This window comes from Aquisalibacillus elongatus, assembly GCF_003843875.1.
Lineage (GTDB): Bacteria > Bacillota > Bacilli > Bacillales > Alkalibacillaceae > Aquisalibacillus > Aquisalibacillus elongatus.
Genome location: NZ_RKRF01000007.1, coordinates 45,246 through 71,085 on the forward strand (window position 1 = coordinate 45,246; position 25,840 = coordinate 71,085).

Here is a 25,840-nt window from a genome sequence, read left to right on the forward strand (position 1 = left end):
AAAAAGTTGTTTTCGGGAATAGAACACAGGTATTCGAGAATAGAAGGTGGACAATCGAGAATAGAGCATCATGTTTCGGGAATAGACAAACCCCGCAGGTCGCCTGCGGGGTTTCATTATAAGTTAATCTCCATCACAATCGGGCAGTGGTCGCTGCCGTGGACTTCTGTATGTGCGTCTGAATCTAGTAGTTTGTCCTCTAGTCTTTCTGAAACGATAAAATAATCAATTCTCCAGCCAATATTTCGTTCGCGGACGGTTTTCATGTAGGACCACCAGGTGAAGATGTCGTCGCGATTGGGATGAAAGTGTCTTAGCGTATCAATAAAACCATTATCTAACAAACGCGTCATCTTGCCCCGTTCTTCTGTGGTGAATCCTGAGTTTCCGTGGTTGGACTTGTCATTCCGAACGTCGATTGGCTGATGGGCGACGTTCATATCGCCGCATAGAATGACGGGCTTGTCCTGATCGAGCTTCTGAATATAGTCATAGAATTCGTCTTCCCAATCCAGTCGGTGCGGTAGTCTTGCAAGTGAGCGCTGGGAGTTTGGGACGTAGAGAGTGACAAAATAATAGTCCTCAAATTCGATTGTTAGAATACGCCCTTCTGGGTGCGAATCGCCGTTCATGCCGTATGTGACACTGACCGGTGTTTTCTTCGTGAAAACGGCCGTCCCGGCATAACCTTTCCTCTCGGCATAATTCCAGTACTGCTCATAACCGTCTAATTCTAAATCAATCTGGCCTTCTTGTAATTTAATTTCCTGTACGGCAAAAATGTCCGCATCAACTTCATGAAAGTAATCTAGAAAACCTTTACGTACAGCTGCACGTAGGCCATTAACGTTCCAAGATACGAGTTTCATAGTGTGTTGCTCCTCTCTTTTTCCGACCATCATTTTACCATAAGAAAAAGTTTTTTAAAAAAGTGATTGACTTTCAAAGTGTATTAACCATATAATACAGTTATCGGTGTATTAAGCGATTAATACATATTTTTTTGCGCAAGGTGTATTAAGGTGTTAATACATGAACTCGAGTAAGCTTACTTAATAAAACGGGAGTGTCTAGATGAATATACAATTCAATAACCGTGATCCCGTCTATGTGCAAGTGGTTCGGTATTTTAAGAACCAGATTGCGAAGGGGTTTTTAGAGCCTGGTCAGGCGATTCCGTCACGGCGGGAGTTGGCCAATCAGCTCAAGATCAATCCTAATACGGCACAGCGGGCTTATAAGGAAATGGAGGAAGAAGGTTTGATTAAAACAGAAAAGAATCAACCGAGTCGTGTGACCTCTGATGAGAATGTTTTACAAGACTTAAGGGATGAATTGATTGTGCAAGCTGTCAGTGAATTTGTTAGTTCGGTTAAATCGATCAATGTTTCCTTAGACGAGGCGCTTAATCTAGTCAAACAAAAGTACGAAAAGGGGGATTCAGATGATTGAAGTAAACGATGTGGTTAAAAAGTTCGGGCGTAAAGAAGTGTTAAAAGGAATTTCGTTTACGGCGAATAAAGGTGAGATCACGTGTTTGATCGGTATCAACGGTGTCGGGAAAACGACAATTTTAAATGCGATTATGAAACTGACGCCGATTAATTCGGGAGAAATTTTAGTCGATGGTAAGAAAGTGACGAAATCGACGTTTGAAAAAATAACGTTTATTCCCGATTCCACGATTATGCTTCCGGGCTTTACGATCAACGAAGCGATGGATTTTATGAACGACTATTATGAAGTTTGGAACCAAGAACGAGCAAATGAATTTTTGAAGTTTTTTAGATTAAATCCAGAAGATAAAATTTCGACTTTATCAAAAGGGAATACGGCGAAAACGAACTTGTTGTTAGGTTTATCGTTAGACGTCGACTACGTTTTAATGGATGAGCCGTTTTCAGGGATTGATATGTTCAGCCGCGAGCAGATTGCGGAAGTATTCACAACGCATCTCATTGAAGACCGTGGCGTCATTATTACGACGCATGAAATCAATGATATCGAACATTTGATTGATAAAGCTGTATTACTTGATGAAGGTGAGATTTATAAAGAATTTAACACAGAGGAGATTCGTGAGGAAGAAGGCAAATCTGTGGTTGATGTGATGCGGGAGGTGTATCGCGGATGAGGAATTTCTTAAAATTAACGAACTTTGAATTTAATCGTATAAGTAAGTTGTTGTTTTCATTGATGGGCTTTGTGCTACTGATTCAGCTGATTGGCGTGTTTTTTGAAGTCTGGATGTACAATAATCGAATTGATTCGCTTATGACTGAAAATCAAATGACAGAGGCACAGGCGCTTAACCAAGTAGGGGAGCTTTCATTCGCCATGGTAATGTATAGCATGTTTTTCTTAGGTCCGATTTTTATTAGTGTCGGGGCGATGTTGTTTTACATCTTTTTAATTTGGTATCGCGAATGGTTTGGCAAAAATACGTTTATTTATCGACTGTTAATGTTACCGACAGAGCGTATAAATATATTCTTTTCAAAATTAGTAACGATTGTGGTGGCGACATTAACGTTAGTCGGGTTTCAGTTTTTAGCGTTGTTAATAGAGAATTCGATTTTTAATGCGTTAGTTTCTGATCCGTTCTTGAGTGAAATGAATGTTGTGAACTTAATCTCTCAAGATCCATTGATATCAATGATCTTTCCGCATAGTTTGGATGGAATCTTATTGGTTTACGGTTTCGGGGCTGTTATTGTTGGCGTTTTATTTACAGCGATTTTGCTTGAAAGAAGTTACCGAATTAAGGGAATTGCAGCCGCCATTTTATACGCAATAGTCGTCAGTGCGCTATTAGCATCACCATTTGCAGTGAATGAATTATTACTTAATGGTTACATGTATCCTGGCGAAATTTTATTCACTTTTGCTGTTATGGCATTACTCGTTCTAATGGTATCGATTGTTATTAGCCGAAAATTATTAAACGATAAGATTCGAGTGTAAGGAGGGATCGTATGAAAAAGTATTGGAAAACGATTGTTGTATTAACGGTTTTAGTTGTAGGGATTGGTTCATATTTGGTTCAAACATCGTTGGTTGCTAACTCATTACCAGAGCTTCAAATAGAACATGTGAGTGGGGATGAATCGTTAGCGGAGTCAGTGGTTCTATCAGGTAAGTATGCTGATGGAAAGTCAGCGCCTGAGTGGTTAACATTGGATTATAAAGGAACAGAGTATATGTCTGAAAGATCGTTTATTGAGCAAATGGTTGGTAAGCGTGGACCCGTGCAGGAGCGTTTGATTGACGAACATAAAGGCTTTATGCGAGGTGTTTCTTACCTGCACGACAATTTTTACGAAGATGATGAAGTGTTAGCTGTTGCAGAGACTAGTTGGGATTTTAGTTTTCAAACAGCGAATATAGAACTGTCTTATCTTAAGAAAGAGTCTGGCGAAGAAGTTCACGAAACCCTTCATTTAGGGAGCATGGATTATGCTCATATTTTAGAAGTGCAATATCATGAAAATAAAATTATGGTTTTTGCAGAAGGATATTTCAATAATGGTAATGGCCTGATTGAAATGGTCTATGATTTAGAAGAAGACCGAATGACCCAGAATGAACTATTAGAAAATAAAAGTCAGAATAGCAATCACATGTCATTCAGTAAGGTCAACGATTCAGTGACTTATCAGCCTATGGATCACTTGATTTTTAGGTCGACTGAGGAACAGCTGAGTAATGAAGGTCGAGTAGAAGTCGCTGGAACTAAATTTTATCAATATGATGTGAACGAAATGGAACTATCCGAGCTGGAGTTACCGATTAACGAGAATGGTTTTGTTTCAGGTTTTGATGGTAATACAGTTTATTTCGAAGAGCAAACACCAGAGGAAATTAAAATCACCCCTTTTAATATAGAAGGCGGGGATTTTAAAGAAGATTTTGTTTTTGAGAAAGCTAATGAAGATGATCAATTTATGTTTAATTATAAAATTAAAGACGGTAATTTGTATGTTTTGAATCATTTAGAACTTCGTGTCATTGATCTTGAAAATAAAGAAACATTGTATGAAGGTGAAATTACAATTGATAACGAAGAACAACTAGAAAATTTAGAGTTAAACAGGATGGAGTTTAGATAGCGTTAGGGATAAAGTTGACCATTATAGGCTGGTCAACTTTTATTTTAATGGAGGGAAATGTCTTGAAGAAGCCATTTATTTTATTTTCTATGGCAGTGGGATTTGTGGTCGGACTATTTTCAGTTATATCGGATCATATTCCTTATATGGTTCAGGATGTAACGAAATTTGAGATGATCATTTTCTACTTAGCCGTTATGATTAACTCCTTACCCTTTTGGTTTATGATGGCTATGTTCGTGGGATATTGGTTTGGGCGAGAACTAAAAGAGGCTCTATTATTAGGTGGTTTATATACAGTAGTAGCAATAACGTTTTACTTTGTCATTGGAGCTTATTATAACCATGTTATTGTTCAAGAAGTTCCGCCAGTATCAGTATCTTGGGTTGGTCAAATTAAAACTTATGCGATATGGTACGGGGCATCTATTGTCGGCGGTAGTTTAGGCGGTGGGTTAGGTCATTTGATTAAGTGGTCGCCTTATGCTTTATTGCTTCTAGTGGTTGGGTTAATTTTGCAGCTTAATGTCAATGGTGCGAGTAGCTGGGGAAATGTTATTGGCATTGCTCAAAATGTGAGTTTCTGTATAATTGTGGTAAGTATTTTTATATATTTAGGTGTCATGAATAAAAGGGGGAGTCAGTGATGAAAAGTGTGATAAAAAGTCAGATCAATACAGTATTTATTCATGTAAGTGATTTGAGAGAGTCGGTTAATTGGTATAGTCAATTGCTCGGTCATGACGTTGACTTAAGTAAGGTTTCCGATCCAGTTTATAATTTCCAACTGAACCACCATACTGGTTTAACGTTAGATTCAGGGCCGAATGGTGAAACAAAAGACATTAAGGCTTCTCAATATCCGTTGTTTAATTTTCATACCGATGATATTCAGAAATCTTATGAGGATCTGCAAAAGCAAGGTTATCAAATCGAAACCGACATTATTGAATTTGATGATTTGGCTTATTTTAACGTTAGTGACCCAGATCAGAATATTATTATGATATGTAATGCTTAATCGTCCACCTAAACTTCTAAAGAAGTAGATGAATTCAAAAGATTAATTCACTCATGTATGCTTAAAAAATTAAACCGCAAGAACTCGGAAGAAATCTCACCTCATACTTGGTACGCTTAAAATAATAAGGGGTGAGGAGTTATGCAAGATAAACCTATTGGATTATATCAAGGAATTGCTTTATATATTGCAGCTGTTTTGGGATCAGGCGTTCTTTTTGTGTCTGGGGTAACGGCTTCAATGGCTGGACCTGCTTCCATAATTTCGTGGCTAGTTGTGATTTTAATTAGTTTTCCGCTGGCTTATACGTTTGCTAGCTTGGCTCGAAAATATCCTGATGCTGGTGGAACTGCAACTTTTGTAAGAATCTCTTTTGGATATCATCTTGGCAATATTGTAGGATGGTTTTACTTTGTAACAGCAGTAGTCGGACAAACAATTGTATCCTTAACTGGTGCTTTTTATGTTAGTCAAGCATTTGGGTTTTCGCATTTTGAAACAACTCTCATTGCCATCTTCATTTTGGTAATTGCTGGAGTTTCAAATTATTATGGTTTAACGGTTAGTGGTAAAGTCGCGTTAATTCTAAGTGCATGTTTATTGGTTCTTTTATTATTAACTGTCTTGGTGTCATTACCACATATAGATTGGGACAACTTTAGCCCTTTCCTTCCGAGCGGGTGGTTTTCTGTTGGAAGTGCGATAACTATTATTTTTTGGTCATTTTTTGGTTGGGAGGCCATTTGTAGTCTGGCGAATAATTTTAAAAGGCCTGAAAAAGATATTGCGAAAAGTACAGTTATTAGTGCCATCATCATTGGTGTATTGTTCTTGGCGTTAAGTTTGGTCACTATTGGTACAGCAACCTATGGAAGTATAGAAAGTAACCTATCACCTATTGGTGTTATGATGGAAGAAACAGTTGGAATAGGCGCTAAAATTGTAACGGCTATACTAGCTTTAATTATTTGCACAGGTACAGTAAATGCATTTGTAGCTAGTCTTGCTCAATTAGGTTATTCGTTAAGTCGGGATGGTGCATTTCCAAAATACTTTTCAAGACTAGATACATCAACTCAAATTCCCAGACGTGTGGTTTTACTTGTGATCTCCTTTGCGATCGCAGGTGTATTAATAACAGAGTTCTTATCAATGACATTTAACGATATTTTGTTTATCCCCACTTCTCTTGGAATTTTAGTTTACATATTTTCAATGGCAGCTGGGTTAAAGTTGCTGAAGAAGTACAAGATAGAATGGTGGGCGTCGTTAGTATCTTTCATTTTATGTTTACTAGTGGTACCATTTTTTCAACTATATATCTTTGTTCCATTAATAGTCGTTACTATATATGTGGTTTATATGAAGGTTATTAAAAGACTTTTCGCCCAAAAGGGAGTGTTAAGTTCTCATGTTGAACCAAAATAGTTTTTCTAAGGAAATCATGTGGGAAGCAACCGTTTCGTGTAACCCTGAGTATGATGGAATGTTCTTTTATGCTATTAAGACAACAGGGATTTTTTGTCGACCATCTTGTAGGTCAAAAACGCCAAAGTACAAAAATGTATCATTCTTTTTAAATGCTGCCAATGCACAAAAAGATGGTTATCGCCCTTGTAAGAGATGTCGCCCTGATCTAAAGAGAACAACATATGACCCACTTGAATCTATTATAGTCGATACTCAGAAAATGATAGAACTTAATTATTGGAAAGACATTCATTTAAATGATATAGCATCAGGTGTAGGAGTCAGTCCTTTCTATTTAAATCGTCTGTTTAAGAACAGGACGGAATTGACCCCGCGTATGTATCTAGAAAACGTTAGAATCGAGAAGGCGAAAGAGCTTCTAACCTCTACTACCTTAAATAGTACAGAAGTTGGTTATCAAGTAGGTTATAAAAGTATATCGAGCTTTTATAATGCCTTTAAACGTAGGACTAGATTTACACCTAGTCAATTTCAGGCCAAAGGTGTAGAAAAAATTCAAAGTTAAATTCTTTGATGAGGTTTCTATGATGGAGGGCGGAGTAAATATGAAAGAAGAAAATAATAAGGTACCAGTATGGGCTTATGAGGCAGTAAAGATTGTGAAGCCAGATCCTATGTGGATTGAGAAAGGAATCCAAGAAGGGGATGAAGTCTACCATTCTCTTTTGGAATTTGATGTTAAAAAAGTAGAACATATTGGAAGTACGGCCATTCCTAATTTGCCTGCAAAGCCAATTATTGATTTAATGGCTTCTCTGCCATCTTTAGAACCTATAGACAAAATAGTGGAGACGTTGGCCATAGATGACTGGCACTATGTACCTCCCGAATTAGATAAGCGACCTTGGCGAAGGTTTTTTGTGAAAGTGAAAAACAATAAACGGGTATCACACCTGCATTTAATGCAAACAGGAGAAGACCGTTGGGAAAAACAACTTTTATTTCGAGATAAATTAAGAGCTAACCCGCACCTTGTTGAAGAATATTCTATTATTAAACAACAGTTAGCACTGGAATTTAATAATAATCGTGAGGGTTATACAGAAGCCAAAAAGGCGTTTATTAATAGAGTGTTGCTACAAGATTGAATTGGAGGAGTATTATGCTGAACAATAAAGGTTTTAATTTATGGGCTGACCATTATGATCAGACGGTTCAAGTCAGTGAGGAAAATGGTCGGTATCCTTTTGCAGGGTATAAAGAAATATTGAATTCTATTTTTAATGAAGTGATGGCCAAACCAAATTCTAACGTTTTAGACATAGGCTTTGGAACCGGAACATTAACTAGTAAATTGTATGAAAATGGTCATCACATTGATGGCGTGGATTTTTCTTCAAAAATGATTTCTATTGCTCAGTCAAAAATGCCAGCTGCAAACTTATTAGAATGGGATATTACGAATGGTTTGCCGCCTGGAATTAATAAAGAAAAGTACGACTTTATCATTAGTACATATACTTTGCACCACTTAACAGATGATGAAAAAATTCGATTTATTTCTCACTTACTGCCCCTTTTAAATAGTGAAGGGAAAATATGCATTGGTGATATTTCTTTTGAATCTAGAGAGAAGCTAGAACAGTGTCGACAAGATAATCTTAATCATTGGGATCTCGATGAGTTTTATTTGGTTTACGACGAGTTGGATTCTTCTCTAGGAGATCATTGCGCGTGTGATTTTTACCCAATTTCACATTGTGGTGGGGTTTTTATTATTAGGAAGTAAGGTAATTTGCCCAAACCTGCTGATAAATTTGGAAAACCTGCGTATAAAGTTTAAAAACCTGCAGGTAAATTTGAAAAACTTTCTGGTAAATAGGACAAACCTGCGGGTAAAGACGAGAATATTTTAATCTTTTCTAGTTTAAGTGGGATTTTATAAATTTTATATGTTGCTGGTTTCAGTAAACTTTTAGTTATTTAGGAGGTAAAAAACTAGAATGTTAGATTTATATCAAAGATTCCCTTTAATGGGTGCGTTGTTGCTATTATTTTCATTGTTGGGGTTTCAAATTACATTATACATAATTGATCGTTATTCTAGTAAAGGTGTAGATGTCATTCGCAAGAAATTCCCTTATGCTTGGATCTTTAATGAGAAAAGAAAGGGTCAAATACTAATATTATTTATAGGTGTTGTTGGAGTTTATTTAATCTCGATTATACCTTTTGAATCTTATGAACTAATGGTGGCTGAATTTATTATAGATCTTGCGTTTGCTGTTTCTGTATTTCTGTTATTGTTTAGTGCAGCTTTCCTCATTAGTTTTTTTATAATAAAGGGTCGAGCTTTAAATTTTAGTACCTTGAAATTTTCGTATATATTATTTCTGATTGTATGCTTAATGTTATTGCTACCATTATATATTGTAGGATTCACGAACGGGACTGCCATAGTATTTAATGTAATATTAGGAGTTTTAGGTGTTCATAACGCAAATAAGAGTATTCAGGCTTAAAGTAGAGGGGAAATTATTATGATTGCAAGAGAAGCAGATATAATTGATGCAGAGCAACTAGCAAATCTTATACAGTCTGTAGATCAAACTTCACAATACATGCTCTGGGAATCTGGTGAGAGAAATATCTCAACTGAAAATCAAGTAAAAATGATTGAGAGTATTAGAGATAGTGAAAACTCTACTTTACTAGTAGCTGAAGAAGATCATAAATTAGTTGGTTATTTATTAGTTATAGGTGGTAATGCAAGGAGAAATAAACATTCAGGTTATATTGTTACAGGGATACATACCGATAGTAGGGGAAAAGGCGTTGGAACTTTACTATTTATGAAAATGGAAGAGTGGGCAATTAAACAACAACTACAACGGTTAGAATTAACTGTTGTTACTTATAATGAAGCGGGCGTACATCTGTATAAAAAAATGGGTTTTGAAATCGAGGGAATAAAAAGAAAGTCATTATTTATAGATGGCAAGTACCTAGATGAATATTATATGTCTAAGTTATTATAGCGAATCTGTATTAAGGGCAGTTTTTTATAAAAAGAACCTGCTCTTTTTTTAATTAAATTGGATGTAAACATTAATATAAAGTTTCTTAATGTAATTAGGAAGCGGGTAAACGTTAATTAGAAACGTGTTTTTGTTAATAGGAGAAGCTCTAACGTTAATAGAAAACGGTTAAACGTAAAAAGGGACTGCTTAAACTTTAATAGGAAGGGCCCAAACTTAATAAAAATACAAAGGATTCATACTATCTAAAGACGTTAAGCCAAGAAGGGTTAACGTCCTTTTTTGTCGAATTTATTGTAGAGAAATAAAGATCAGTATGATGAGTGCGATATAATTAATGTTTGGAGCGATATAATATGAGTTTGGTAGTGAGTAAAGATTTGGCTTTACGGTTGGAAGATTCGGAAATTGAGGCGTTAAGTTCTCGATTAAAAGAGATTCAAAAAAGACAAGGAAATCCAATGAACGTAGAAATGCATAAATTCGGGAATGCAACAGCTTTTTCGGTGAAAAATATTCCTGGCCCATCCTTCAATACGGTAAAAGGGCTAACAGAAAGAGATGTAGAACAAATAGATCAGATAATAGAATTCTATAGACAGAAAGAGATACCGGTTCGATTTGAATTAGCACCAGCCTCATCTTCTCCAGAATTACTAACCTATCTAAGTGAAGCTGGATATTATCAAAATGACTTTCATACAACTCTTTACGCGTCACTATCCAATCAATTAGAAACAAGTTTTGAAATAAAAGAACCAAAAATCACTATCTGCGAACTAAAAAGAGATGAATTTGATACTTTTGCAGAAATCTATACGAAAGGTTTCCAAATGCCGTCGTTCTTGAAAAATGGGGTAGAACAGAATAATGAAATCCTTTATAACAATACTGATTGGACATTTTATTTAGCTAGCTATGAAAGTGAACCGGTTGGTGTGGGGACTTTATTCACAAACAACGGTGTAGCTTCATTAGCTGCAGCAACGACTGTACCAAACTTTAGAAATAAAGGCATCCATAGTGCCTTAATTAAGCATCGTATCTATCAAGCTAAATTACGAAAATGTGATTTGATTGTAGGACAAGCAAATTTTGGTTCAGTTAGTCAAAACAATATGGAAAGAGCGGGGATGAAGATCGCTTATACAAAAGCCATATGGGTTAAAAAGTGAATGGACTTTTTCATTAATCTAGGAATCTTTATTTATATGAAGCAAAGGTTTGAGTATTTTTGGAAAATAAAAATAAAAAGAAAGAATCATTAACTCAAAAAGAAATGCTCGAAGGATGTGCAGGGTGCTCTTTTTGGGGATGCTTACCTTTCTCTGTAACAATTATTTTAGTGTGTGTGACTATTTTTGAGTTAATATAAATATTAATAATAGAATAAGAGCAAATTCCGACATTGGAGTTTGCTCTTTTGGATTAAAGAGGTGAGCGAGAGCGTAAACTTTAAAGGGTGTTAATAAGACACAAAAAGAAGCTTTTGCCCGTAGGCGCAAAAGCCTCATATTGATATTCTATAGCTAAATTTATAATAAGGGCAGTTCTTTTAAAATGATCTTGCTCTTTTTTTAGTTAAATTGATGTAACCATCAAAAGGAAGCCTCTTTTTGTAAAAAGGAAGCGGGTAAACGTTAATTAGAAACGTGTTTTTGTTAATAGGAGAAGCTTAAACGTTAATTGAGAGGGCCTAAACTTAAATTGGCGAAAGTTTAACGTTAATAAGACAAAAAAGAGGCTTTTGCGCGCAGGCGCAAAAGCCTCATTCTTAAGCATTGGCTCGTTGTGCGGCGTGTAGGCCGGCGACGAAGCCGGTTGAGAAGGCGGCGGTGATGTTAAAGCCGCCGGTGTAGCCGTGAATGTCGAGGATCTCGCCACAAAAGTACAGGCGGTCCATAATTTTGGAGGCCATTTCGTTTGGGACGATTTCTTTTAACGAAACGCCGCCTCCTGTAATAAATGCTTTCTCGATTGACAGAGTACCATTGACTTTGACCTTGAATTGTTTCATGGCGTGGGCTAGGTCCATTACGTCCTTTTTCTTCAAATGGTGATAAGTCGTGCTTGGGTCTAGTCCGACTTGATCCATTAAAAACAGCAAATAACGTTCGGTCAAAAAGTTCTTCCAAGCGTTTTTGACTGATTTATTAGGGTTGTCCTTGGCTTCTTTCATGAGCTTGTCTACTAGGTTTTGCTCCCCTTCATCTGGGAAGCAGTCCACGGATATATCAATTGTATCGACCTTGAATTTTTTCAACGCTTTCACGACAAATTGGCTTAGCCTTAACGCAGCAGGGCCTGAGATGCCTTGGTGTGTGAATAAAATATCCCATCGATGTGACTGAATGGGTTTGCCGTTTGGCTTTAGGGCAGTGACTTCGACGTCGTATAACGATAAGCCTTGCAGCGTTTTATCTTTAATAAACGGTTCATCGGATGTTAGTGGTACCTCGGTTGGGTACAACTCCGTGATCGTATGTCCGGCGTTTTTCGCCCAGGTGTAGCCTTGTCCTTCGCTTCCTGTGTTTGGAACGGATTTACCTCCAACGGCGATCACAACACATGAGGTTGGAATTTTTTCGTCTTCTAAAATGATTTCGTGCGTCTCATCGCCGTAGTGAACAGCTTCGACTTTTGTGTTTAGACGCTGGTCTACCCCGTGTACATCAAGTTGTTTAAGTAGTGTGCTCACCACGGTTTTTGCACTGTCACTAACGGGGAACATACGCCCTTTATCTTCTTCTTTCAGCTTCACACCGAGTGATTCAAAGTATTCGACAATAGACGAGTTATTAAAAATGGAAAACGCACTGTATAGAAATTTTCCATTTCCTGGAATGTGTGCAATCAGTTCTTCATCTGGCAGTACATTCGTCACATTACAACGTCCACCACCACTAATCGCCAATTTCCGTCCGAGTTTATTTCCTTTTTCTATGAGTAGGGTTTTGGCGCCATTTCGTCCGGCTGTGATTGCAGCCATGAGTCCGGATGGGCCTCCCCCGATTACGACAACATCATATTTCAATTTTATTTCATGCCTTTCTATTCGTTTTTCTGTCTATAATATATGATAAAATAAAAGAGTTAGATTGAACATAAAAATGAAGGTGAAATAATGTCGAATTCCGTACTTAGAGGCACCATGCTTTTAACTGGTGCTAATTATACGTCTAAAATTCTAGGAATGCTATATGTCATTCCTTTTAATATGTTAGTAGGTGAATCTGGCGGAGCCTTATATGCTTATGCTTATAATCCATATCAAATATTTTTAACGGTATCATCTTTAGGGATTCCGATGGCTATGGCCAAGTTCGTCGCAAAATATGATACGTTAGAGGATCATGCAACGAAACAAGCGATGTTCAGGTCAGGCATGATGGTCATGGTTCTCATGGGCTTAATTGGCTTTTTAATTATGTTCTTTAGTGCTGAATGGTTAGCTCAAATATTTATTACGAACGATGATTTAACAAACAGTGTTAGTGATGTCACGTTTGTCATCCAAATGGTCAGCTTTGCATTACTGGTTGTTTCCCCAATGAGTTTACTTAGAGGTTATTTCCAAGGCCATCAGTCTATGGGGCCAAGCGCCATATCTATTGTAGTAGAGCAAATCGTTCGAATCGTTTTCCTATTAGCGGGTGCCTTTATTGTGATTAACGTGTTAAATGGCACTGTAAGACTTGCTGTCGGTGTCGCAGCATTTGCTGCATTCATTGGTGCGATTGCCTCTAGCTTAGTGTTAGTCCGTATTTATCAAAAACGTAGACCTTATTTTGAAAAAGAACTAGATTCTGAGGAAGCAAACCGGACTATTCCTTATAAAGATATGTATCAAGAGTTACTCGCTTATGCTGGCCCGTTTGTGTTAGTTGGTATTGCCACACCGTTATATCAAATGGTCGATCAGTTTACGTTTAACCGAGCGATGTCACAGATTGGTTTAGCTGAGCAATCAGAACAATTGCTTTCAGTCATTATTTTGTACGGGCATAAACTTGTTATTATACCGGTCACTTTAGCTATTGGCTTGGCAATGGCAGTGTTACCAGCTATTACAAAATCTTTTACTGAGCAAAAACCTGCTGAGTATAAAAACTATATTAGCCAGGCGTTGTTAATTATTGTGTTATTAGTTTTTCCAGCGTCAATTGGATTATCCATTGTGGCAGAAGAAGTTTACGGGGCTTTATATAATGTGGACTCCTCAGTGAATTTTGCCGGTGAGTTACTCACTTATTATGCGCCTATTGCATTGTTTCTGGCCCTCTTTATGGTGAGTTCATCCATGCTACAAGGGATCAATCGTCAAAATTTTGCTTTAGTGAGTTTAGGTTTTGGCTTATTGATTAAAATAGCATTAAACTTCCCACTCATTTATGTATTTGAGGCAAAAGGGGCTGTGTTTGCAACTGGCTTAGCTGTTTTAACAGCATCATCGATTAATTTGTTAGTTATTTATAAAGTGACTCGTTTTAAAATCCGCTCATTATATCGTCGTTCGTTATTAATCATTATTTTAACGGCGGTTATGTCGGTTGTCGTGATCTTCTTTAAATGGCTTGCAGGATTGCCGTTTGGTGAAGAAGCATCTAAAATTAAATTCATTGTTCAGTTAGCTGTAGCGGTTCCTATTGGGGGTTACGTATATTTCTGGTTAGCTTACAAAACCACGTTATTAGATAGATTATTCGGTGATCGTGTGAAACGCTTTGCGAAGCTATTCCCTTAAGTAGATGAGGTGTTTGAATGAGATTAGATAAAACGCTTGCCAATCAAGGTTATGGTTCTAGAAAAGATGTGAAGAAGTTAATTAAAAAAGGAAAGGTGACCATCGACGGCAAAGTGATCCGCGATTCATCTTTCCAAGTCAACCCTAAAGAATCCGAAATTGTGATTAATGGGCAAACTTTAGAATATCGTGATTATATATACATCATGATGAATAAGCCTAAAGGTGTAATTTCAGCCACACGTGACGATCATGAGAAGACGGTAACGGATTTATTAGATGAAAAGTATGAGCCATTTTCGTTATTTCCAGCGGGTCGTTTGGATAAGGATACCGTTGGATTAGTATTGCTAACGAATGATGGTGACTTGTCTCATCGATTACTGTCGCCTCGTCATCATGTGGAGAAATTATATGAAGCAGAAATTAGTGGGCGTGTTACAGAAGATGATGTGAAAGCCTTTTGTGAAGGTGTTCAAATAGATGATGAATATGTGACCAAACCAGCTGAATTAACGATTTTAGAATCGGGAGATGACTCAATTGTTCGAATTAAAATCTCTGAAGGTAAATTTCATCAAATCAGACGAATGTTTGCCGCTCGCGGGCATCGTGTAGAAGAGTTAAAACGTTTAAAAATGGGCAGTCTTGTCCTGGATGAAGCGCTAGAGCTTGGAGAATATCGCGAGTTAACAGAAGATGAGATTAAAGCTTTACAAGCACACTAGTCTACTTTTGGTAGTTTTACTTTTTTATCCGTCGTCGTCCATTCACCTTTTCGGCAGCTTTCAACGAGTCCATTATACTGTAAAACGTTTATGTCCCGTTGAATTGTCCGATCGGAAAGGCCGAACTGTTCGGATAACTCTTTCGTTGTGGCAGAACCTTGGTCGTTTAAGTAAAGATAAATGTCCTTAATACGGTTTATCATAGCTTGGGACGGGTTACTCAACAAGATCACCTCTGAAAAAAGATATTAAAAGTATGCTATTATAAATCAAAGTGGTAAATATTAACTCGACATTAAATGACAATTCGTGCATTTCTATAAAAATATTGTACAATAAAGTTAATTAAAAAATCAAAATATTTATAAAAGAAAGAGAAGTGACGTGTAAATGCCTGACGATGCTCATTATTTTATTGGAATTGACGTTCCGGATGAGTACAAAGAGTTCTTATCAAAATGGCAAGAGTCTTTGGAGCCTTTTGTGGACTACAGAAAATGGGTCAATATGGACGACTTTCATGTAACGTTCCGTTTTTTAGGCGGGTTAGCGAATCAAGAGTTAGCGCAGCTAAAGAACAAGTTAACGAATTTAGTTGGCAAGCCATTTCAAGTCGAAGTTAAGGGGATTGATTTTTTTGGTAAAGAAGATCAACCCCGTGTGATGTATGCAGAAGTTGAGCGGAATGAGGCGATCTTTGATTTAAAACAATCCGTAGATGATTTGTTATTAGATTTAGGGATTGAACCTGAAAAAAGGCCGTATCGCCCGCATATCACATTAGCGAAGAAGTGGCGAAAGGGTAAGCTTCAAATCCCGAAAGATGTGTTGGAGCGAAAAATACTAGAACAACATCATGAATTTGATTTTCATATTTCGTCTATTCAACTATTTCAAGTACACCCTGACCGTGTTAAGAAATATGAAGTAATTGATACGTTTTCATTAGAGTAAGGTGGCTTATATGGCGCAATTAGTGAAACTACAGGATTATATTTCTCGATACGAAATTGATATGTTTCGTTATCCGAGCCAATTTATCAGAATGAAAAAGGATAATTACGCACGTTTGAGGCAGCAGTGGGAAGATGAACAGGCCACACCTCAAATCGCAGAACCTGAAGAAATAGAAGAGAAGAAATCGTTTTTTAAGAAATGGTTTAAGAGAAAAGACCAATTTGATGTCTGGGAAGATGATGAGGAAGAAGCGATTCCTCTGCCAGAGCAAGAGAGTGAACTGAAATATTTTTTCTTAGATCGTGTTTTCTCTTTTCAGTTGAAATGGGCTTCTAGTACCCTTCAAGAAGTGTCTTATTTTGACCGATATTATGAACATGATCTATTGTTGAAGTACTTTTTACAGCGTTTTCCGGATACATATCTATTATTCTATAACCCTATTTTTAAACTAAAAAAAGCTGTTGTCGAGGCGGACGTGATGTTAATTACTCCAACTGAGATTCAGTGTATTGTGGTTTTAGATCAGGAGGGTGAAAACATTACATACCAGCCGGTTGATGATCGGAAGTGGATGAAAGTACAAGACGGAGTGGAAAAGCAAATTGTAAGCCCGCTTGTGTCGCTTAAACGGACAGAGAAAACCATTAAGAGTATTTTAGATTACAATGAGCTTGAGTTTCCGATAAAGAAGGTTGTTTTAACCCAACATAATCAAATTCGACATCAACAAGCTCCGTACCAAACGGAGTACGTCGATGAGACGAACTACGCTGAATGGTTTGAACGTCAGCGTGAGACAAGTTACCCAATCAAATATCAACAGTTGAAAGTCTCAGAAGCCTTATTAGAACATACACAAAAAACGTTTGTTAAACGCCCGATCTGGATGGACGAAGATCAGGACATGACGTAGTATAAGGGGAATTGTGGAGCATGAATGTGTTCATCATTAATCCAGTAGCTGGCAGTGGTAAAGGTGAGCAGGTGGTTCAAAACTATCTTGTTGAGCATCCTGAATTAAAAGGATCCTTTAAAACGTATGTGACGGAGTACCCGGGTCATGCGAAAGAATTGGCAAGGCAGGTAGCCACGTTATATTCAGAATCTATTAAGCTACTAATTGTTGTGGGTGGCGATGGGACCATGTATGAGGTGTTGAATGGCCTTAAAGATTTCAGTGGTATTCCTTTAGCCTTTATACCGGTTGGTTCTGGAAATGATTTTGCAAGAGGGTGTGCGATGCCGCTTAAGCCCACCATCAATTTGCACGAGACGTTACATGATGTTTCATTACATCCTTACTGGGCTGGCAAATATAAAACGGATTTTAAACATGACCGACATGAGAAGTTATTTGCTTCTAGTTTGGGGTTTGGCTTTGATGCTGAAGTTGCATCTCTGGCCAATGAATCAAGAGCGAAAAAGTGGTTAAACAAAGCTCGGTTAAAATATCTCGTTTACATTTATGGATTAATTTTGATGACGTTTAAGTTTAAACCAAAAAAATTAAAATTAATTTATGATGGCAAAGAGCGTGATCTGACGGGGATTTGGATGCTAACGGTGAGCAATCATCCTTATTTTGGTGGTGGCATGAAAATAGCACCTAATGCTACAATAAACAAACAAACTTTTTACATAACGATTGTTCATCAAATTTCCAAATGGAAGCTTTTGTGCTTATTTTTAACTGTATTTTTCGGCAAACATCTACAGTTAAAAGAAGTTGAGACCTTCCAAGTAACTGACTTAGAATTGACGTCAGATCAAAAGCTGACTTATCATGCCGATGGCTTCACAGACTCCTGCTATCGGTGCCTCGTTCGTAAAGATCCAAATGCTAGATTAGTGAAGAGAAAATTGTAGAAATTACGTTTGTCCCCTTGAAACGCTTTGGGGATATAGGTTAATCTAGTTGAGTCTTGTTTTAATCATGCGTTTTGCATCATGGACAAAAAGTAGGTGAGTGAATTGGAACATGTACTTGGTTCCGAATGGTCCATATCTCCTGCAGGTGGTACAACAGGAGAGGCCTTTTTAGCTGAAAAACAGAATGAAAAACTATTTTTAAAACGTAATTCTTCACCGTTTTTAGCCGTTTTATCAGCAGAAGGAATTGTTCCGAAGCTGGTTTGGACAAAGCGATTAGAAAATGGTGACGTCATTACCGCACAGAAATGGCTAGAAGGTCGAGTCCTTTCGAAAAACGAAATGAAAGAACAAAAGGTTGCTAAACTATTAAGTAAAATCCATCACTCATCTGAGATTTTACATTTATTCATGCGAATGGGTAAAAAACCTTTAGAACCAGCCAATTTACTTGTGCGTTTAATTAATCAATATAGAGGCAATCAGCGCGTTGACCAAGCATTGATTGCGCATGCGTTAGAGTTTTTACACAAGCATTTAGAGCAAGTGAAAACACCTGAGAGAGTCGTTTGTCACTCAGACCTTAACCATGAAAACTGGTTGCAAGGTGAAGATGATCACTTATATTTAATCGATTGGGATCAGGCAGTCATTGCCGACCCAGCGTTAGATTTAAGTTTATTACTCTATCAGTACGTTCCGCGTGAGCAGTGGGATGAATGGCTCGAACAGTATGGAGTCACGCTGACACATAATCTTCATATGCGGATTCAATGGTATATGATTGCTTTATCATTATCTTATTATATTTGGTATTTAGAGCAGGACCACGATGAGTACGCGATGAAATGGAAAGAACGTTTAATGGAACACAAAATGGCTATTTATTCATAATTCATATCAATCTATATCCAGAAGGTCGCTTTTGGATATAGATTTTTTTTAGTATAATAGCATTTAATGAGATTAAATCAGACTAGGAGTGACGACATCATGCGTCTAAGACATAAACCGTGGGCAGCGGATTTTATTAAAGAACATCAAGACTTGGTGATCCCGGATCCATTTGAACAAAAAGGGAAGTGGCAGCAGCTTTTTCCTAAAGAACAGCCTTTGGGCCTTGAGATTGGGACAGGCAAGGGACAGTTTATCGCATATATGGCAAGTCATAATCCCGATATGAATTTTATAGGAATTGAAAAAGCGGAAAGTATTATTGTGACAGCCATGCAAAAAGTGATGGATCAAGGAGTCAGCAATGCGCTTTTGGTGCATGAGAATGCTGAAGACTTACGAGATATGTTTGGTAAGAATGAAGTGGATACGATTTATTTAAATTTCTCCGATCCGTGGCCAAAAGTGAGGCACGAAAAGCGTCGGCTGACGTATCATAAGTTTTTGGAACAGTATCAGGACATTTTGAAAGAAGATGGAAAGCTCATTTTAAAAACGGATAATCGATCATTTTTTGAGTATTCGTTAGTTAGTTTTTCTCAGTATGGGATGACGCTTGAGGATGTGACATTGGACCTGCATGCTTCAGGTGATGAGTCCAATATCATGACCGAATATGAGGAGAAGTTTTCTAGTAAAGGTCAACCTATTTATCGTTGTATCGCAACTTTCTAATCATCAAAAGGGGGATGAACAATGAAAACACTATCGATTGGACGAGCTAAATTAACATGGTTAAATGGCGGGGTCACTCACATGGATGGTGGCGCGATGTTCGGCGTAGTCCCGAAGCCGCTTTGGAGTAAAAAATACCCGCATAATGATCGTAATCAAATCGAATTACGCTGTGATTCGATTTTAGTACAGATCGATGGGAAGAACTTTTTGATTGATTCTGGAATTGGTAAGGGTAAGTTGAATGATAAAAGTAAGCGGAATTTTGGTGTTTTTGAAGAATCGAAGGTCGATGAATCGTTGGAGACGCTTGGACTATCGGCGGATGACATCGATGCGATGTTAATGACGCACTTACATTTCGACCACGCCAATGGACTGACAAAACCTGAAGGAGACGATCTAGTCAGTGCCTTTCCAAATGCGACGATTTTTACGTCTCAGGTCGAGTGGGATGAAATGAGAGAACCTAACATTCGTTCTAAAAATACGTACTGGAAAGAAAACTGGGAACCTGTTCAGCATCAGGTAAAGACCTTTGACGAGTCGATAGAAATCGTACCTGGTTTAACGATGCATCATACGAGCGGCCATAGTGACGGCCATTCAGTCATTAAATTTGTGGATGGAGATGAATCCTTTATCCATATGGCAGACTTGATGCCAACACATGCCCACCAGAATCCACTATGGGTCTTAGCGTATGATGACTATCCAGTGACAAGCGTGCAAGAGAAAAAAGCGTTGCAGGATGAAGCTTATGCTAAAAATAGTTGGTTTGTGTTTTATCATGACGCTTATTATAGAGCAGTTCAATTTAATGATGATAAAGAAATTGAAAAATCTATTGAGCGCGAGCGTTATGAATATTGATGAGTGCTCAAAAGCGCGGTTTGAGTGCTCAAAACCTCGCCCTGAGTGCTCAAAAGTACGAATTTAGTGCTCAAAACGACCGTGAGAGTGCTCAAAACAGGTTAATTAGTGCTCAAAAGAAAGTCCGATTGGTTAGATTCAATCGGACTTTTTAATAGAAACTTAGAATTTAAAGGAGTAAGGAAATGCCGATTATTAAGCATGAGCAATTCCTAGAAGCGCCTGTTGAAGTGTGTTTTGATCTTGCAAGAAACGTAGACATACATACTCAAACGACTCCTAAGACAAACGAAAAGGCTGTCGGGGGCGTAACGGAAGGGTTGTTAGAACAGGGTGATATGGTGACTTGGGAAGCAACTCACCTTGGAGTTAGACAAAGATTAACTGCTAAAATTACTCATATGGAAAGGCCGACCATGTTTGTAGATTGTATGGTAAAAGGAGCTTTTCATTCCTTTACCCACACCCACCATTTCCAAGAAGTTAGTGGCGGCACTCTCATGATTGATAGATTTGAGTATAAATCACCTTTTGGTCTGGTTGGAGTGATGGCTGACAAATTGTTTTTGGAAAAGTACATGACTAATTTTATCATCTCTCGTGCAAGAGAATTAAAGAGGATTGCAGAGGGTTACTAAAAAAATTCTAAAAAATAAGGGCTAATAGCAAGATTAGCCCTTATTCACACTTTACTTATTTTCTATTATATTTTCTATTTCCTTAAGCATATCATATGCACCTTCAGATTTATTTGAGCAAACAATGATAGTAAGATCTTCACTTGGATAATGTACAGAACGATAATTCACTCCTGGATCATATCCCATCTGAATGCATTTCACAACACCCTGTTCATTTGATTGCATATACCCACCATAACCGTAAAAGATATCTTCTACAACATTTACTTGTGGAGTTAATAAGATACTAGTCATTTCATCTGACAATAGTTTGCCATTCATTAACATTTCCCAGAATTTCCCCATATTAGTTGCAGTAACATACGCACCGCCATCAGGCATACCTTTTGCTGGCAATGAAAAAATATTTGTTTTCCACGTACCATTTGGTTTTTCTATATACCCAATCGAAGCATTTTCAGGTAATTCATCCATTGAAAAATATCCTGAGTCATTCATGCCAGCTCTTTTAAATATAATTTTTTCGATATATTCATCGAATTTCATCCCACTAATCTGTTCAATAACAAGTCCTAAGATAATATAACCAGTATTATTGTAGTTAAAAGGACTACCTACTTTGTCTTGCATTTGTTCATACTGAAACATCGGCAAAAAGTCCTTTACAGAACGAACTCGATACATTGGCAAGGTTTCCCAAAGCTCTTCATAATCATCCATTTCATCTTCATCAAAATAATCTGGAACGCCAGATGTGTGCGTTAGTAAATGATGAATAGTAATTTCCTCATCAAAATACGGAAAATCATAATCTAAGCAGTTGATGATTTTCGTGTCAAATTTGATTTTTCCTTCTTCCACCAACTTACAAATTGCAACAGATGTAAAAATCTTGCTACCAGATGCAATTGAAAAGCGAGTGTGTGGTTGATTTTCGATTTTTTCCGAATGGATTGCATAGCCATAGCCCTCAGAAAACATTGTATTTCCACTCTTACGTACGTGTATACTCCCAGAAAATTGAAGTTCTTTTTGTTTTTTGAACAGACTGTTCCAACTCATTAGCTTATCCACTTTTATTTCCCCCTGAATGTGTTATTACAAAAATAATTTAATGCATCTTATAAAACACATTCAATTAACCTCTTCACATTTGATAATGAATCATATAGCTCTCCTCCTTTGCTTTTATTAGTATAGCATTCAGAGAAAGTTTTTCAAATTTTTAAAAAACAATTCCATCTACATTTGCATAGTGTTTATGTGTACGATAGCTTAGCCAGAGGAGAGGCTATTACCGAAATATCAGATTTAAACCTTATAGCAATGTTCGATACCAAACATAGTTCCATTGAATTGACTGATTTAAAGAAACTTGCTGGTGAACTGTCTCAAAAGTATCATTCATAGTACGAGATGTTGTATAGCTGTAATTTGTAAGGAAGTTCAATGAAAAAAGGACTTAGAAAAACCTAAGTCCTTTTTTGTGATGTTAAGTGCAATATAATGTTTTGTACATTACAACGGAATCTATTAGAAAAAACTTCTTTTCATTACTCTTTAGAATTCTCTTCTTGCTTCGGTTCTTCAATTAGATTGTTTGCCGATTTCTTAAATTCGGATAGAGTTTGGCCGATGGCTGACCCGATCTCGGGTAGTTTTTTCGGTCCGAATACGATCAGTGTGATCATGAGGATTAAGATTAACCCTGGGATGCCGATTGTGGAGATTCCCATTGAGGCTCCTCCTTTCAAGTTAGGTTAGCTTACTTTTACTTTTGCTTTTAACGAGTTGTCCGCCGCCTTGTTCTAGATATTGTTGAATACCTTCTGCTGCGCGGTAAGCTAATGCGCCTACGGTACCGGTTGGGTTGTAGCCGCCGTTATGAACAAAGGCTGATGCGCCGACAACAAATAGACTTTCAGAGTCCCACATTTGCAAGTAATTGTTTACAGCAGACGTCTCAGCGTCAGCTCCCATAATGACGCCACCTGTGTTGTGAGTTGTCTGATAAGGAACAATGTCGTAGTGGTCATCCATTTGATTTTTCTCGATGATATCGGCGCCCATTTCCTTCATAATCTCTCCGCAAACTTCTGTGATATGTTGATGAAGTTTACGGTCTTGTTCAGTAAAATCATACGTTAAACGTAATAATGAGTTTCCGTAAAAATCTTTATATGTTGGGTCTAAATCCATGAAATTTTCACGATGTGGAATGGATGCCCCTTGTGCGACAACGCTTAACGTTCGATTGTGATAATTTAACGATTGTTTTTTGAATTCAGGCCCCCATGATGGTGTGCCACTAGGTGTTAAGTTTGAACCGATTGGTCTTCTGCCGGTTTGCGTAATAGAGATGGATCCACCATGAATGAAATCAAGGTCACTGTGGTCAAAATTATCTCCGTTATAATCATCTACTGTTGCCCCTAATGAACCTGCTCCCATGTAGGTGTTAAACTTTTGGTCTTCAAAAAATCCTGCCGCACCAGGTAAAATTTGATAGCAATAGTTTTTACCAACGACCCCTTGTCCATTTTCTGGGTTGTAAGGTTGACCAATGTTGGATTGTAATAGAAGACGCGTGTTATTTAGGACATAACTTGTTAAGACGACCACATCAGCCGGTTGGATAAACTCTTCACCTGAAACTGTATCAACAAAACGAACGCCAGTTGCTTTACCGCCTTCTTGAATGACTTCAACGACTTCTGAATGTGTTTTCATATCGAATTTTCCTGTTTGTTGAGCGGTTGGAATAACTGTAACATTTGGTGAAGACTTAGCGCCATATTCACATCCAAATCGCTCGCAGAACCCACAATATTGACATTGCGCAATCGTTTGACCATCTGGATTTTCGTAGTTTTCCGAAAGGTTCGCTGAAGGCATTTGAATAGGGTTAAGTCCCATATTGCTTGTCGCATTCTTAAATTTATCTAAGATTGGTGTACTTTTCATTGGTGGTGTGGGGTACTCATTACTTCTTGGTGCTCCTTTAGGATTGTCTTCACCACTAATCCCTGCGACTAATTCGAATTGATAAAAGTAGGGTTCTAACTCTTCATAACTAATTCCCCAGTCTTGATAAGTATACTCATCGCCTAATTTACCTGAACCGTACTTCTCATCAGTCATGGATTTAATTTGAAGGTCATAAGGCAAAAAGCGCCAAGTTTGACCGTTCCAGTGAACGCCGGCCCCACCAACACCTGAACCTGGTAAGAAAGAACCTAAACGTCGCATAGGTAATGCGCGTTCGTCCCGATTGTTTCTAAATGTGATTGTTTCTTTTGAAACATCTTGCATTAAATCGTGGTGAATATCATAACGATACTCGTCATGAATCATTTGAAAATCTTTGGTTGAACGGTCTTCACCGCGTTCAAGTCCAACAACATTATAGCCGGCTTTAGTTAGTTCAGCTGCGATAATACCGCCTGTCCATCCGACTCCGACCGTGACAACATCGGTTTTCTCTAGACGTGTAGCCATATTGCATCCTCCTTAATGTAGGTGATCGTAAAGTGCTCGTGGTTCCATTTCGACGAACTCCTCAGAGCCAATTTCATCCATATAACTCATTTGAGAGCCAGGGAATTCTTTCATTCTCCAACCTTCCATATTCGTGTTTCCACCATATAATGGGTCTGCAAAAGCACCTGCGAGCGTTGATTCTCTTAGCATCCCAAAAAAATCAGAAGCTTTAACTCCACGAAGTTTCACCTCATCGTTTTGGAATTTAGTTAAAATTTCATCTTGTTGTTCTTGATCGAGATTTACAAAAGAATCGTCATGGGAATTTTGAGCTTCTTGTTCCATGACTCTTAACCCTTCTTTAAAAATCTGTTTTCGTTTTAGACGGCTTTGAAATCCTTGATACGGAGTTCCTTCGTGAAAAGGTCCATTCATGTATAAACGATCATTATTTCCATATTCACCTGCTAATTCGTGGTCAATAAAGTATGGAACTCCAAGTTTAATAGCACCCGGACCATTGTCATCTTCAGGAAAAATGCGTTCAGTGGCTGCACTTAAACGTTGAAATTCTTCCTGGTTTTTAAAGAATTTTAAAGCTCGATTGAAATTCGGGCCGCCCTGATTACCCTGATCCGTTTGTTCACCTTGGGTTTGATTTTGCGTATCTTCATCAACCTGCCAACCAATTACAGAACCTAAGATCCCACCCCCAACTAAACCTCCGGCGAAGTAACCGCTGTTTTTCAGAAATTGTCGCCGGGATTCATCAGTTTTGTGTTTTTCTTCATCTGCCATAATCTATACCTCCTTTTGGTAACGTGAATTTATTTTTACCGAAAATGGTTAATTTATGTAATAAAAAAAGAACTAACCAAGTGTAAAACTTGATTAGTTCTTAAAAGTAATTAAGTTTAAAGTTTTTCAAGATCTATAATGTCACCATTCTCGGCATTGACATGAAATAGATATTGCGTGTTTTCACCGTTTTCTAGTCTTGTTACGCCACCTTGATAAGCTTTAATCGTTTGACCATCTACGGTATAATCTTTTACCTCCATTAAAATCCAAGAGCCACTAATAGGTCCATCTTGTTTGAGAGAATTTTTTACTTGCTTTAAAACTTTTTCAGGAAATAAGTATTTGTCTCGTACTTTTTTTCCGACTAAGGTGCCAACCGTGACTCCAATCGCAGCTGGAGCTATTAATTTATACCATTTCATATAATCACTCCATCTATGAACTTATGATTCATTATAAGCTTTTTTAGATTATATTAAAATATATTTCATAGAGGAATGGAATATTTACTAAATT

Annotated in this window: 30 protein-coding genes; 22 read left to right on the forward strand and 8 right to left on the reverse strand. The window is 37.6% G+C overall.

Annotated features, from left to right (window positions below):
• Window positions 1-116: 116 nt before the first annotated feature.
• Window positions 117-869: an exodeoxyribonuclease III gene (locus EDC24_RS00750; protein ID WP_124218960.1), complete on the reverse strand. Its 753-nt coding sequence runs from the start codon at window positions 867-869 to the stop codon at window positions 117-119.
• A 205-nt stretch (window positions 870-1,074) separates the two neighbouring features.
• Between EDC24_RS00750 and EDC24_RS00755 the strand changes: the two genes are divergently transcribed.
• From EDC24_RS00755 to EDC24_RS00815, 13 genes are all read left to right on the forward strand, one after another.
• On the forward strand, window positions 1,075-1,452 hold the full coding sequence (locus EDC24_RS00755; protein WP_124218961.1) for a GntR family transcriptional regulator: 378 nt from the start codon (window positions 1,075-1,077) through the stop codon (window positions 1,450-1,452).
• Window positions 1,445-2,134, forward strand: coding sequence for an ATP-binding cassette domain-containing protein (locus tag EDC24_RS00760; protein ID WP_124218962.1), 690 nt, complete (start codon window positions 1,445-1,447; stop codon window positions 2,132-2,134). Before EDC24_RS00755 ends, EDC24_RS00760 begins: the two co-directional genes overlap by 8 nt.
• Complete coding sequence (locus EDC24_RS00765) at window positions 2,131-2,964, forward strand: hypothetical protein (protein WP_124218963.1); 834 nt, start codon at window positions 2,131-2,133, stop codon at window positions 2,962-2,964. The genes EDC24_RS00760 and EDC24_RS00765 overlap by 4 nt, the downstream gene beginning before the upstream one ends.
• 11 nt (window positions 2,965-2,975) lie before the next feature.
• Window positions 2,976-4,109: a hypothetical protein gene (locus EDC24_RS00770; RefSeq protein ID WP_124218964.1), complete on the forward strand. Its 1,134-nt coding sequence runs from the start codon at window positions 2,976-2,978 to the stop codon at window positions 4,107-4,109.
• A gap of 62 nt (window positions 4,110-4,171) precedes the next feature.
• Window positions 4,172-4,756, forward strand: coding sequence for a hypothetical protein (locus EDC24_RS00775; protein ID WP_245997933.1), 585 nt, complete (start codon window positions 4,172-4,174; stop codon window positions 4,754-4,756).
• Complete coding sequence (locus EDC24_RS00780) at window positions 4,756-5,130, forward strand: VOC family protein (RefSeq protein WP_124218965.1); 375 nt, start codon at window positions 4,756-4,758, stop codon at window positions 5,128-5,130. Before EDC24_RS00775 ends, EDC24_RS00780 begins: the two co-directional genes overlap by 1 nt.
• Window positions 5,131-5,271: 141 nt before the next feature.
• Window positions 5,272-6,558: an APC family permease gene (locus EDC24_RS00785; protein ID WP_124218966.1), complete on the forward strand. Its 1,287-nt coding sequence runs from the start codon at window positions 5,272-5,274 to the stop codon at window positions 6,556-6,558.
• Window positions 6,542-7,126 carry a bifunctional transcriptional activator/DNA repair enzyme AdaA gene (locus tag EDC24_RS00790; protein WP_170158431.1) on the forward strand — a complete coding sequence of 195 codons (585 nt, stop codon included), beginning with the start codon at window positions 6,542-6,544 and terminating at the stop codon, window positions 7,124-7,126. Before EDC24_RS00785 ends, EDC24_RS00790 begins: the two co-directional genes overlap by 17 nt.
• Window positions 7,127-7,166: 40 nt before the next feature.
• Window positions 7,167-7,709: a GrpB family protein gene (locus EDC24_RS00795; RefSeq protein WP_124218967.1), complete on the forward strand. Its 543-nt coding sequence runs from the start codon at window positions 7,167-7,169 to the stop codon at window positions 7,707-7,709.
• 14 nt (window positions 7,710-7,723) lie between these two features.
• Window positions 7,724-8,350 carry a class I SAM-dependent methyltransferase gene (locus EDC24_RS00800; RefSeq protein ID WP_211342325.1) on the forward strand — a complete coding sequence of 209 codons (627 nt, stop codon included), beginning with the start codon at window positions 7,724-7,726 and terminating at the stop codon, window positions 8,348-8,350.
• Window positions 8,351-8,564: 214 nt separating this feature from the next.
• Window positions 8,565-9,083, forward strand: a complete 519-nt coding sequence (locus tag EDC24_RS00805) for a hypothetical protein (RefSeq protein ID WP_124218968.1) — start codon at window positions 8,565-8,567, stop codon at window positions 9,081-9,083.
• A gap of 18 nt (window positions 9,084-9,101) precedes the next feature.
• Window positions 9,102-9,599, forward strand: coding sequence for a GNAT family N-acetyltransferase (locus tag EDC24_RS00810; protein ID WP_124218969.1), 498 nt, complete (start codon window positions 9,102-9,104; stop codon window positions 9,597-9,599).
• Between the two features lie 356 nt (window positions 9,600-9,955).
• Window positions 9,956-10,774 carry a GNAT family N-acetyltransferase gene (locus EDC24_RS00815; RefSeq protein ID WP_124218970.1) on the forward strand — a complete coding sequence of 273 codons (819 nt, stop codon included), beginning with the start codon at window positions 9,956-9,958 and terminating at the stop codon, window positions 10,772-10,774.
• A gap of 599 nt (window positions 10,775-11,373) precedes the next feature.
• Here EDC24_RS00815 and EDC24_RS00820 read toward each other — a convergent pair.
• Window positions 11,374-12,633 carry a BaiN/RdsA family NAD(P)/FAD-dependent oxidoreductase gene (locus tag EDC24_RS00820; RefSeq protein ID WP_124218971.1) on the reverse strand — a complete coding sequence of 420 codons (1,260 nt, stop codon included), beginning with the start codon at window positions 12,631-12,633 and terminating at the stop codon, window positions 11,374-11,376.
• Between the two features lie 90 nt (window positions 12,634-12,723).
• On the opposite strand from EDC24_RS00820, the gene EDC24_RS00825 reads away from it, so the two are divergent.
• Entirely contained in the window at window positions 12,724-14,343 is a 1,620-nt protein-coding gene (locus EDC24_RS00825; protein ID WP_124218972.1) for a putative polysaccharide biosynthesis protein, read from the forward strand.
• A gap of 17 nt (window positions 14,344-14,360) precedes the next feature.
• On the forward strand, window positions 14,361-15,071 hold the full coding sequence (locus EDC24_RS00830; RefSeq protein ID WP_124218973.1) for a pseudouridine synthase: 711 nt from the start codon (window positions 14,361-14,363) through the stop codon (window positions 15,069-15,071).
• On the opposite strand, the gene EDC24_RS00835 is transcribed toward EDC24_RS00830, so the two are convergent.
• Window positions 15,068-15,274 (reverse strand): DeoR family transcriptional regulator, encoded by a 207-nt coding sequence (locus EDC24_RS00835; RefSeq protein ID WP_124220335.1) that lies wholly within the window; start codon window positions 15,272-15,274, stop codon window positions 15,068-15,070. The genes EDC24_RS00830 and EDC24_RS00835 overlap by 4 nt on opposite strands.
• 187 nt (window positions 15,275-15,461) lie before the next feature.
• Here EDC24_RS00835 and thpR point away from each other — a divergent pair, with 187 nt between their 5' ends.
• The 7 genes from thpR to EDC24_RS00870 all read left to right on the forward strand — a co-directional run bounded on the left by thpR (window position 15,462) and on the right by EDC24_RS00870 (window position 21,040).
• Complete coding sequence (gene thpR / locus EDC24_RS00840) at window positions 15,462-16,025, forward strand: RNA 2',3'-cyclic phosphodiesterase (protein ID WP_124218974.1); 564 nt, start codon at window positions 15,462-15,464, stop codon at window positions 16,023-16,025.
• Between the two features lie 10 nt (window positions 16,026-16,035).
• On the forward strand, window positions 16,036-16,944 hold the full coding sequence (locus EDC24_RS00845; RefSeq protein ID WP_124218975.1) for an NERD domain-containing protein: 909 nt from the start codon (window positions 16,036-16,038) through the stop codon (window positions 16,942-16,944).
• A 20-nt stretch (window positions 16,945-16,964) separates the two neighbouring features.
• Window positions 16,965-17,897 carry a diacylglycerol/lipid kinase family protein gene (locus EDC24_RS00850; RefSeq protein WP_124218976.1) on the forward strand — a complete coding sequence of 311 codons (933 nt, stop codon included), beginning with the start codon at window positions 16,965-16,967 and terminating at the stop codon, window positions 17,895-17,897.
• 105 nt (window positions 17,898-18,002) lie between these two features.
• Window positions 18,003-18,794 carry a phosphotransferase family protein gene (locus EDC24_RS00855; protein ID WP_124218977.1) on the forward strand — a complete coding sequence of 264 codons (792 nt, stop codon included), beginning with the start codon at window positions 18,003-18,005 and terminating at the stop codon, window positions 18,792-18,794.
• Between the two features lie 99 nt (window positions 18,795-18,893).
• Window positions 18,894-19,529 carry a tRNA (guanosine(46)-N7)-methyltransferase TrmB gene (trmB, locus tag EDC24_RS00860; protein WP_124218978.1) on the forward strand — a complete coding sequence of 212 codons (636 nt, stop codon included), beginning with the start codon at window positions 18,894-18,896 and terminating at the stop codon, window positions 19,527-19,529.
• Between the two features lie 21 nt (window positions 19,530-19,550).
• A complete protein-coding gene (locus EDC24_RS00865; RefSeq protein ID WP_124218979.1) occupies window positions 19,551-20,402 on the forward strand; it encodes a YtnP family quorum-quenching lactonase in 852 nt (283 codons plus the stop codon).
• Window positions 20,403-20,587: 185 nt separating this feature from the next.
• Complete coding sequence (locus tag EDC24_RS00870; protein WP_124218980.1) at window positions 20,588-21,040, forward strand: SRPBCC family protein; 453 nt, start codon at window positions 20,588-20,590, stop codon at window positions 21,038-21,040.
• A 51-nt stretch (window positions 21,041-21,091) separates the two neighbouring features.
• Here EDC24_RS00870 and EDC24_RS00875 read toward each other — a convergent pair whose 3' ends face one another.
• The 5 genes from EDC24_RS00875 to EDC24_RS00895 form a co-directional block, all read right to left on the reverse strand.
• Complete coding sequence (locus EDC24_RS00875) at window positions 21,092-22,117, reverse strand: serine hydrolase domain-containing protein (RefSeq protein WP_342769333.1); 1,026 nt, start codon at window positions 22,115-22,117, stop codon at window positions 21,092-21,094.
• A gap of 479 nt (window positions 22,118-22,596) precedes the next feature.
• Window positions 22,597-22,779: a twin-arginine translocase TatA/TatE family subunit gene (gene tatA / locus EDC24_RS00880; RefSeq protein WP_124218981.1), complete on the reverse strand. Its 183-nt coding sequence runs from the start codon at window positions 22,777-22,779 to the stop codon at window positions 22,597-22,599.
• 19 nt (window positions 22,780-22,798) lie between these two features.
• Window positions 22,799-24,541, reverse strand: a complete 1,743-nt coding sequence (locus EDC24_RS00885; RefSeq protein ID WP_124218982.1) for a GMC family oxidoreductase — start codon at window positions 24,539-24,541, stop codon at window positions 22,799-22,801.
• A 12-nt stretch (window positions 24,542-24,553) separates the two neighbouring features.
• Window positions 24,554-25,321 (reverse strand): gluconate 2-dehydrogenase subunit 3 family protein, encoded by a 768-nt coding sequence (locus tag EDC24_RS00890; RefSeq protein WP_124218983.1) that lies wholly within the window; start codon window positions 25,319-25,321, stop codon window positions 24,554-24,556.
• Window positions 25,322-25,437: 116 nt separating this feature from the next.
• Window positions 25,438-25,746 carry a peptidase M4 gene (locus EDC24_RS00895; RefSeq protein WP_124218984.1) on the reverse strand — a complete coding sequence of 103 codons (309 nt, stop codon included), beginning with the start codon at window positions 25,744-25,746 and terminating at the stop codon, window positions 25,438-25,440.
• Window positions 25,747-25,840: the final 94 nt, after the last annotated feature.